This window comes from Novosphingobium aeonii, from assembly GCF_052279045.1.
In the GTDB taxonomy this organism is placed as follows: domain Bacteria; phylum Pseudomonadota; class Alphaproteobacteria; order Sphingomonadales; family Sphingomonadaceae; genus Novosphingobium.
On the sequence record NZ_CP176832.1, the window covers coordinates 1,870,994 to 1,880,984 of the forward strand.

The 9,991-nt window shown below is 63.7% G+C and carries 7 protein-coding genes; all 7 read left to right on the forward strand.

The genetic code is table 11. The features are described from left to right. Positions 1-44: 44 nt before the first annotated feature. The 7 genes from ACLIMP_RS09210 to ahcY all read left to right on the forward strand — a co-directional run bounded on the left by ACLIMP_RS09210 (position 45) and on the right by ahcY (position 9,891). Positions 45-869: a universal stress protein gene (locus ACLIMP_RS09210; RefSeq protein ID WP_443477794.1), complete on the forward strand. Its 825-nt coding sequence runs from the start codon at positions 45-47 to the stop codon at positions 867-869. Positions 870-1,453: 584 nt separating this feature from the next. Beyond that, positions 1,454-1,717, forward strand: coding sequence for a GlsB/YeaQ/YmgE family stress response membrane protein (locus ACLIMP_RS09215; protein ID WP_324698972.1), 264 nt, complete (start codon positions 1,454-1,456; stop codon positions 1,715-1,717). Positions 1,718-1,786: 69 nt separating this feature from the next. After that, entirely contained in the window at positions 1,787-2,803 is a 1,017-nt protein-coding gene (locus ACLIMP_RS09220; RefSeq protein WP_443477795.1) for a L,D-transpeptidase family protein, read from the forward strand. Positions 2,804-2,897: 94 nt separating this feature from the next. Further along, positions 2,898-3,908 (forward strand): 2-hydroxyacid dehydrogenase, encoded by a 1,011-nt coding sequence (locus ACLIMP_RS09225; protein WP_324698974.1) that lies wholly within the window; start codon positions 2,898-2,900, stop codon positions 3,906-3,908. Positions 3,909-3,913: 5 nt separating this feature from the next. Next, a complete protein-coding gene (locus ACLIMP_RS09230; RefSeq protein WP_443477796.1) occupies positions 3,914-5,407 on the forward strand; it encodes an L-lactate permease in 1,494 nt (497 codons plus the stop codon). Positions 5,408-6,086: 679 nt separating this feature from the next. Then, positions 6,087-8,291, forward strand: a complete 2,205-nt coding sequence (gene katG, locus ACLIMP_RS09235; protein ID WP_324698976.1) for a catalase/peroxidase HPI — start codon at positions 6,087-6,089, stop codon at positions 8,289-8,291. Positions 8,292-8,469: 178 nt separating this feature from the next. Beyond that, positions 8,470-9,891: an adenosylhomocysteinase gene (ahcY, locus tag ACLIMP_RS09240; protein WP_132469889.1), complete on the forward strand. Its 1,422-nt coding sequence runs from the start codon at positions 8,470-8,472 to the stop codon at positions 9,889-9,891. The last annotated feature ends 100 nt before the right edge of the window (positions 9,892-9,991 follow it).

Here is a 9,991-nt window from a genome sequence, read left to right on the forward strand (position 1 = left end):
ATAGGCCACTCGCATAAGGTCCATTTTTCCAGCGGGAGCCGCTCATGCTGCAAGGGTCCATCATCGCCGCGACCGACCTCAGCGCGCGGAGCGACCGGGCGATCGACCGTGCCTTCGCGCTGGGCCGCGATCTGGGGCTGCAGGTCAAGGTGGTCCATGTCCTCAAGGCGGAAGGGGATGCCCGGCTGCCCCCGCGGGCGTTGGACCAGGAGGTTCGCGACACGTTGCCGGAGCAGAGCGAAGGCGCGGAAATCTTCCTGCCCGTGGGCTCTCCGCCCGCCACGATTGCCCGCGTCGCCGAGGAACAGGGCGCCGCATTGATCGTGGTGGGAGTAGCGCGCTTCAATCATGTCACGGACTATGCCCTGGGCACGGCAGTGGACTATCTCGTGCACCATGCCCGAGCGCCGGTGCTGGTGGTGAAGCAGCGCCTTCGCCGTCCCTATGCGCGAATTCTTGCGCCATCCGACTTTTCCGAGAACTCGAAAGCGGCAATCCTGGCGGCTGCGCGGCTTTTTCCCAAGGCGCGCATCGACGTTGTTCATGCCTTCCACGTCGCTTTCGAGGGCTGGGGCGTTTCCGCGCATGTCCGGGATGAGACAGAAGTCGAGGCCAGAGCGCAGATGGATGCGTTCCTCGCCGACCCTCGGTTTGCCGAGCTAGGGACATCGCGACTGGAAGGCTGGATCAGCTACGGTGAACCCGAAGGCTGCATCGATCGCGCCATCAATGAACAAACCCCCGATCTCGTGGTGCTCGCCGCGCATGGCGAATCCGGGTTCCGAAAAGCGGTGATCGGCAGCCTCTCCTCATCCTTGCTGACCACGATCCGGCCCGATACGCTGATAGTTCGCGGGGAAGCGGCCTAGGTTTTTTGGCGGAGCCGGTGCTTTGGCCGCCGACGGGCATCCCGGCGGCTAGGGTCAGGACCCATTAATCACGCCTGCGAGGCACCGGAATGGCGAACATATCGGGCCAAAGCGGCTGCCGGGCGGGCTGGTTGCCCGTCCAAAGCCGCTTTGGTTCGAGATGGAAGCCATTCCGGTGTCCCGGAGGGATTTGATCAAAATGGCCCAGTGCAGCGTCAGAAAGGCTTGAAATATAGACATATTACTACGCCTTCCTTCCTCGCTCTGAGCCATTTTGATTCAAACCTCGCAGGCGTGATTAATGGGTCCTGACCCTAGGCAAGACATGTGGTCCGGAAATGGCCGGATACTTTGCATCGCCACGCATCATGTGAGTTTTCTATTCCACGCCGGGCGATGAATAAGTCGAGCCTAGGCAGGGATATTAGGTAGAATTGCGCATGTGCCGGTTGACCTTTAACGGCAGCAGGCGCAGCATTGCCGACGAACGGCTTCAGGCGGTGAATGTCATTCCACTTCAGGTTTGCTGATACGACATTGCATTTTGTTTCCGCACCATGCGGACAATTGGTCGGGAGAACGTTATGGGCTGGATTATCGCATTGATCGTTGGCGGCATCGCTGGATGGCTGGCCAGTCTCGTGATGAACCGCGATGCCTCGATGGGTGTTATCTGGAACATCGTCGTGGGCTGCGTCGGTTCGGTGATCGGCAATTTCGTGGCCAATCGGTTCGGCATCGTCGGATCGGTCCAGGAATTCTCCATCGTCGGGTTGATCGTCGCCTTCCTCGGAGCGGTTATCCTGCTGGCCATCGTCAACCTGGTGCAACACGGCCGGGTGCGCTGATCGACAGGCGCTGCGCTTCGGCTCAGGCGGGCGCGGCTTTCGGTTCTCGCAGATATTGCAGGGATTTTCATGCGGGCAGGCATGTTGGCGGCGCGATCGGCGATATCGGCGCTGGTTCTCGGGGTGTTTTCGTTCACGGCGGTGCCCGCCGTGGCGCAGGGAGCCCGGGCAACTTCGCCGCCCGAGTTTGCCCGCAGGGTCGAGCATCTCAAGCCGGGGGAATGGGTCTGGGCGCCGTCCGTTGCGCCAAGTGGGCCGGTGCTGATCTATGTCGATCTCTCGCGGCAGATCGGTCTCGTCTATCGCAACGGCGTGCGGATTGCGGCGACCACGGTGTCCAGCGGCAAGTCCGGTTATGCGACGCCGACCGGAGTCTTCACCATCCTTCAGAAGGATGCCAAGCACCGGTCGAGCACCTACAATAACGCTCCCATGCCCTATCAGCAGCGGCTGACATGGGACGGGGTGGCGCTTCATGCGGGAGGGTTGCCGGGCTACCCCGAAAGCCACGGCTGCGTTCACCTGCCCTACGGTTTCGCGCGCGAGTTGTTCGAGATTACCAAGCTCGGCGTGACGGTCGTCGTCGAAGGCAATGCCGAGGCGCATGTCCGCACCAGCGACAACAGCCTGCTGGCACCGTTCGACGCTACCGGAAAGGTGGTCGAACGACATCCGCTGAGCGGCGGCGAGCAATATCGCTGGCGGCCGGAGCTTGCCCGTTCCGGGCCGCTTTCCATCATCGTTTCCAAGCTCGACCAGCGTGTCGTCGTGCTGCGCAACGGGATCGAGATCGGTCGCAGCGTGGCCGAGGTCAATGACAAGGATCCCGGTTCCCACGTCATCACCCTGACGACGCGCAGCGGGAAGCCGGAGTGGGTCTACGTCGGCCTGCCAGGCCACGGAGAGGATGAGGGGGCCATAGTAGACGAGGCGGTCATCAACCGCTTGCGGGTGCCGCGTCCGTTCTACGAGAAAGTGAAGGCCCAGTTGAAGCCCGGCACCACGATTCTCGTGACCAATTCACGCGTGGCCGACGGCCCGCTCGAAAGGCTCACGGTGATCGACGCAGTCAATCCCGTCCCGTGAAGCGATTATCCGTGCTCCGGTAGGGCTGACCGGTTTCGCAGCTTGCCGTCATCCCGTGGTACTCTGAAATTATCCCGACGACAGGAGGGCTTCCTTGAAAGTTGCGGTCTTCAGCACCCGTCCATACGATCGTGAATTCCTTGACGGTGCGAACGAGCTGAGCGGTTCCAGGCATGAATTGTTCTATCTAGAGATGCGCCTCAATTCGCATACGGCCCATCTTGCTGCCGGCCATGACTGTATCTGCGCTTTCGTGAACGACCAGTTGGGGCGAAAGGAGCTGGAAATCATCGCCGCCAACGGCACGCGCCTAATTGCCCTTCGCAGCGCTGGCTTCAACAATGTCGATCTCGATGCCGCCCGTGAACTGGGCCTTCGGATCGGCCGTGTTCCCGCCTATTCGCCCGATGCGATCGCCGAACATGCGGTGGCGCTGATCCTCTCGCTCAATCGCAAGATCCACAAGGCTTACGCCCGCGTGCGGGAAGGCAATTTCGCACTCGAAGGGCTGCTGGGGTTCGACCTCAAGGGCAAGGTCGCGGGCGTGATCGGCACCGGCAAGATCGGCATCAACGTCGCCCGCATTCTCAGGGGCTTCGGCTGCGAGGTGCTGGCGAGCGATCCGTTCGAGGCGCCGGAACTCGGCGCGCTTGGCGGGCGATACGTTCCGATCGACGAATTGCTGGCGCAATGCGACATCATCAGCCTGCACTGCCCGCTGACGCCGGCGACGCGCCACCTGATAGACCGGGACGCAATCGCCAAGCTGAAGTCCGGAGCCATGCTCATCAACACCAGCCGCGGCGCGGTGATGGATGCGCGCGCGGTGATCGCCGGGCTCAAGAGCGGCAAGGTCGGCTATGTCGGGCTCGACGTTTACGAGGAGGAGGAAGACCTGTTCTTCGAGGACTTGTCCGAGCAGGTCATCCGTGATGACGTTTTCGTGCGGCTCATGACCTTTCCCAACGTCCTCATCACCGGCCACCAGGGCTTCTTCACGCGAGAGGCGATGACCGCGATCGCCGGCACGACGATTTCCAACATCACCGCCTTCGAGAAAGAGGGCGCGCCTCTCTATCCCGTCCAGGTAGAGCGACGGGGCTAAATGCCGTGACCGGGCTGGCGATAGCCCCGATCCTGTCGCTGGTGCTGCTGATGACCGTGCTGCGCTGGTCGGCGGCAGCGGCGGGGACAGTTTCGGCGGTGATCGCCGCGGTGGTGGCGGTGACGGCGTTCCAGTTCGGAGAGACACCGGCTGACTTGGCAGGGCCGTGCCTAGAAGCGATGTTCACGGCGGCGACGATCCTCTGGATCATCTTCCCCGCGCTTTCGATCCACGAGTATCAGATGCGGACCGGCGCGACCGAGGTGATCGGGGATTGGCTGAAGTCGGTCTCTTCCGACCCTGCGGCAACCGCCTTGCTGGTGGGCTGGTTCTTCGCGATGTTCCTCGAAGGTGCTTCCGGGTTCGGGACGCCGGTGGCGATCGTTGCGCCGATGCTGGTCTCGCTGGGCGTTCCCCCTGCGCGCGCATTGCTGGTCGCGCTGATGGGCCATGTCGTGGGCGTATCGTTCGGGGCGGTGGGGGCGCCGATGGTGCCGCTCGTCGAAGCGGGATACGTCGATGAGCGCAGGCTCTCGCTTGCGATACTGCTGATCCATGCCTGCCTTGGCTGGGTGCTGGCGCTGATCGTCGTCAGGCAGGGCAGCGTGCGGGCGCGGCTGGACGGTGCGGCTTCGTGGCAGGTGGCGGTCATGGCGGCTGCCTGCTTCTTTCCGGCGGCGGCGCTCATTGCTGGCGTGGCCGGGCCTGAATTGCCGACACTGGGCGGCGCCCTGCTGGGCGGAGGGCTGTTCATCGTCTGGTTGCGACGGGGCTCGCCGCCGGTGCAACGGACCGAGCGAATTGCGGGCAGGGCGCTGCTGTCCGCGGCATTGCCCTATGCCGTACTGGTAACGCTGATCCTTGCGACCCGGCTGATCGACCCGCTTCGCATCAGCCTGCGCGCTCATCCGTTCGACTGGGCCTACGGCAACGGGTTCGGCGATACGCTGATGCCGCTCTATCATCCCGGTACGATGCTGGTCCTGGCATTTGCGATAACCGCGATGGTCAATCGCTCCAGCCCGCGTCTCGTTGCCCAGTCCATGACGGCGGCGGCAAGGCGACTGCCGCAAGTGGCGATCGCGCTGGTTTCCGTGCTGACGCTCGCGCGGTTCATGGTCCACGGCGGCATGATCGACGCGCTGGCCGTCGGCGCGACAGGCCTGTTCGGACAGGCCTGGCCGCTGGCCGTCCCGCTGGTGGGGGCGCTGGGCTCGTTCGTGACCGGTTCGGCAACGGCCTCGAACATCATTTTCGCCAACTTCCAGATCGCCGCCGCCGATGCGGTTACCCTGCCCCACTGGCTGGCGCTTGCCGGGCAGAGCGTGGGGTCGGCGATCGGGAACATCGTGGCCCCGCATAATATCGTGGCAGGCACCGCGACAGTCGGCTTGGTGGGGCGTGAGGGCGAGGCTCTGTCCCGCACCGCACCGGTTTGCCTGGCTTATGCGGCGGCGGGAGGGGTTATCGTGCTTGCCGCACAGTGGGCGATGGGCTGAAATCCGTGCTGTGTGTGGTGAGGATCGTCAGAACTTATTCCCAAAATTTCGTTTCTGTTTCAATGTCTGCGAAAATTGCTGCAATCGTTCATCCTGTTTATGGTTAAGTGAATCAGTAACCAGGTTGGGCGGGTTGCCTATTATGTATTGAGTATTGTGTCTTGCTTGTGCAATATTGCTGAGCGATATCGTGCCCGGTCATGACAAGCGGAACGCTCAAGGGTGAGACTGAAATGGCTGACTTCCATCCCATGATGCGCCGCAGCCGCGCGGCTCCGGTGTCCTGTCTGGCAGGGCGAGCAGGCCAGGCGTTCACGCAGCCATTCAGGAGAGCAGGGCTCTCCTTCAAGATGTGCAACGGCGGGCTTTAGGCCTTCCGTAGCCAATTCCGCCTCCTGTCCATATCCCCCCACCGAGCGTGGCAGGAGGCGGAATAATCAGTTGCTTCCTTGGTGGGCCGGCGTCGCAGCCTTATCAGTTTCATCCCGGTCGATGATCGGAAATTTCCGTCAGCGACGATGTTCCTCGCCCTTGATCGCGCGCCTGCATCTGGCAAGCTTCCCGGAGCCGCGACAGGCCTCCTGCGATGCGCCGAACAGCGCCCGTGGCCGAATGCGGAGTTTTTGGAACCGCCCGGTGAACAGGGCGGACTGACAGGACCGACCGGAAGGAGAATGACATGGACGCGAAGACCAGCGGCTGCCCGATGCACGGCGAGCCGGTACGATCGCTCTTGGGCCGCACCAACCGAGACTGGTGGCCCAACCAGCTTTCCCTCGACATCCTGGGCGTCAGCGGCGCCAGCCCGCTCGGCACTGGCTTCAACTATGCCGAGGCGTTCAAGTCGCTCGACTATGCGGCGGTGAAGGCGGATCTTACCGCGCTGATGACCGACAGCCAGCCGTGGTGGCCCGCCGATTACGGCCATTACGGCCCGTTCTTCATCCGCATGGCCTGGCACAGCGCGGGCACCTACCGTACCGGCGACGGGCGCGGCGGGGCCTCTTCCGGCAACCAGCGGTTCGCGCCGCTCAATTCCTGGCCTGACAACGCCAATCTCGACAAGGCGCGGCGCCTGCTCTGGCCGATCAAGCAGAAGTACGGCGCGAAGCTATCCTGGGCGGACCTGCTGATCCTCGCCGGCAATGTCGCCATCGAGTCCATGGGCGGGCCGACGTTCGGTTTCGGTGGCGGGCGCGAGGACATCTTCGAACCGGAGAAGGACGTCTACTGGGGCACCGAGGAGCAGTGGGTCGGGCAGGGCGCCGAAACGCGCATCCAGCCGGAGCGGGAAATGGCCCTCGAAAACCCGCTGGCGGCGATCCAGATGGGTCTCATCTACGTCAACCCCGAAGGGCCGGGCGGCGAGCCTGATCCCGTCGGCTCGGCCCGCGACATTCGCGAGACTTTTGCGCGCATGGGCATGAACGATGAGGAAACCGCTGCTCTCACGGCGGGCGGACATACGTTCGGCAAGTGCCACGGCGCGGGCGATGCCGCCAAGGTCGGCGCGGAACCGGAAGGCGCGGACATCGCGCAGCAGGGTCTCGGCTGGCAGAGCGGTCATGAAAGCGGTTTCGGCGACCACACGATCACGTCGGGCCTCGAAGGCTCCTGGACGCCCACGCCGACGAAGTGGGACATGAGCTTCCTGCACATGTTGCTCGATTACGAATACGAACTGGTCCGCAGCCCGGCGGGCGCACAGCAGTGGCAGCCGGTGGGGCAGAGGTTGGAGGATCTCGCGCCGGGCGCCCACAGCCCCGAGCGGCGCGTGCCGACCATGATGACCACCGCCGACATGGCCTTCAAGGTCGATCCGGAATATCGGCGGATTCTTGAAGGTTTCCGGGCCGACCCGGATCACTTCGCCGATGCTTTCGCGCGTGCCTGGTTCAAGCTCTGCCACCGCGACATGGGGCCGAAATCCCGCTACCTCGGCCCGGAGGTTCCGGCAGAAGACCTGCTCTGGCAGGATCCACTCCCCGCGCCCGACCATCCGGCGATAGAGGCCGGGGACGTGGCGGACCTGAAGCAGAGGATTCGGGCCTCCGGCCTGACGGTTGCGGAACTTGTCTCCGCCGCCTGGGCTTCGGCATCGACCTATCGCGGGTCCGACCATCGCGGCGGCGCCAACGGTGCACGCATTCGCCTTGCGCCGCAGAAGGACTGGGACGTCAACGAGCCGGATAAGCTGGCGCAGATCCTGAGCGTCTACGAGCGTATCAAGGCCGATTTCGACAGTTCGGCTGCAGGCGGGAAGAAAGTGAGCATCGCCGACCTCATCGTGCTGGGCGGCGGTGTCGGCATCGAGAAGGCGGCGGCCGACGCCGGAACGCCGGTGGAAGTGCCGTTCGCGCCGGGTCGGACCGATGCCTCTCAGGCGCAGACCGACATCGAGGGCTTCGCCGTGCTGGAGCCGCGCGTCGACGGGTTCCGCAATTATCTCCAGGTGCCGTTCACTGTCCCGACCGAGGAACTGCTGATCGATCGCGCGCAACTGCTGGGCCTCGGCGCCTCCGAAATGACGGTGCTGGTCGGGGGGCTGCGCGTGCTGGGTGCGAACCACGGCGGGACGAGGGACGGTGTCTTCACGACCCACGAGGGGCAACTTACCAACGACTTCTTCGTCAATCTGCTCGACATGGGTACCGCCTGGAAGCAGGTGGACGATGCGGGAGACGAAACCTTCGTGGGCACCGATCGCGCTTCGGGCCAGCCGAAATGGTCAGGCACGCGGACGGATCTGGTGTTCGGCTCCAATTCTCAGCTCCGCGCGCTCAGCGAAGTCTATGCCTGCGCCGATGGAGGGGAGAGGTTCCTCGGGGATTTCGTGTCCGCCTGGGTAAAGGTCATGAATGCGGATCGTTTCGATCTGCACTGAAACGGGGGCTGCGGATTGCCCTGCCAAGGCTTCGGCGAGGCATATAAAGATATCTTTATATTTGCGTCGCGAATGCTGACCGGGTAGGGACGTTGCATTCGAGACGCCGGGCCTGGGCCTGCGGCCCGGCCCGGCGTCTCCCTGCAACTTGCAATATCCAGAGCATCAGGAGCTTCCCGTGGCCACTGCCCAGACCGCCGCCCAGGACTACGCCATTACCGATATCTCGCTGGCCGATTTCGGCCGTACCGAGATCGCCATCGCCGAAACCGAAATGCCGGGCCTGATGGCGCTGCGCGAGGAATTCGGCGCGTCGCAGCCGCTCAAGGGCGCGCGCATCACCGGCTCGCTGCACATGACGATCCAGACCGCCGTGCTGATCGAGACGCTGGTCGCGCTCGGCGCCGAAGTGCGCTGGGCCACCTGCAACATCTTCTCGACCCAGGATCACGCCGCTGCCGCCATCGCCGCCGCCGGCATCCCGGTCTATGCGATCAAGGGTGAATCGCTGGCCGACTACTGGGACTACGTGGGCAAGATCTTCGACTGGTCGACCGACGAAGATCCCAACCTCACCGCCAACCTGATCCTGGATGACGGCGGCGACGCCACGATGTTCGCGCTCTGGGGCGCCCGCGTCGAAGCCGGTGAGCCGCTGTTCGAACCCTCGAACGCCGAGGAAATCGAGTTCGTTCGTGCGCTGAATGCCTTCCTCAAGGCCAAGCCGGGCTACCTCTCGCGCTCGGTCAACGCGATCAAGGGCGTTTCGGAAGAAACCACCACCGGCGTCCACCGCCTCTACCACCTCGCCAAGGACGGCAAGCTGCCGTTCCCCGCGATCAACGTGAACGATTCGGTCACCAAGTCGAAGTTCGACAACCTCTATGGCTGCAAGGAATCGCTGGTTGACGCGATCCGCCGCGCAACCGACGTGATGCTGGCCGGCAAGGTCGCCTGCGTTGCCGGCTTCGGCGATGTCGGCAAGGGTTCGGCCGCTTCGCTGCGCAACGGCGGCGCCCGCGTGATGGTCACCGAGATCGACCCGATCTGCGCTCTGCAGGCCGCCATGGAAGGCTATGAAGTCGTCACCATGGAAGACGCGGTGAAGCGCTGCGACATCTTCGTCACCGCCACCGGCAACGAAGCCGTCATCACCGGCGAGCACATGGAAGCCATGCGCGACAAGGCGATCGTCTGCAACATCGGCCACTTCGACAGCGAGATCCAGATCTCGGCGCTCGACAACTACGAGTGGAAGGAAGTGAAGGCCGGAACCGACCTCGTGACCTTCCCGGACGGCAAGCAGATCATCGTGCTCGCCAAGGGCCGCCTGGTGAACCTGGGCTGCGCCACCGGCCACCCCAGCTTCGTCATGTCGTCGAGCTTCACCAACCAGACGCTCGCGCAGATCGAACTCTTCGCCAAGAACGACGAGTACGAGAACCGCGTCTACGTGCTGCCCAAGCACCTCGACGAAAAGGTTGCCGCGCTGCACCTCGAAAAGCTGGGCGTGAAGCTCACCAAGCTCTCGAAGAAGCAGGCCGACTATATCGGCGTGCCGGAAGCAGGGCCGTTCAAGCCGGACCACTACCGCTACTGATTTGCTTGGTCGGGAATGCCCATCCGGGCATTCCCGATGCGGCACCGGCCCGCTCCCTCACCTGACCTTCCACGAGTGAACCCTTGATGGGGGGTCGGGT

Bases quoted from the DNA above. Each gene is read 5' to 3' on its own strand.
- ACLIMP_RS09215 (WP_324698972.1), top strand. From the start codon at position 1,454: ATGGGCTGGATTATCGCATTGATCGTTGGCGGCATCGCTGGATGGCTG.
- ACLIMP_RS09210 (WP_443477794.1), top strand. From the start codon at position 45: ATGCTGCAAGGGTCCATCATCGCCGCGACCGACCTCAGCGCGCGGAGC.
- katG (WP_324698976.1), top strand. From the start codon at position 6,087: ATGGACGCGAAGACCAGCGGCTGCCCGATGCACGGCGAGCCGGTACGA.
- ACLIMP_RS09220 (WP_443477795.1), top strand. From the start codon at position 1,787: ATGCGGGCAGGCATGTTGGCGGCGCGATCGGCGATATCGGCGCTGGTT.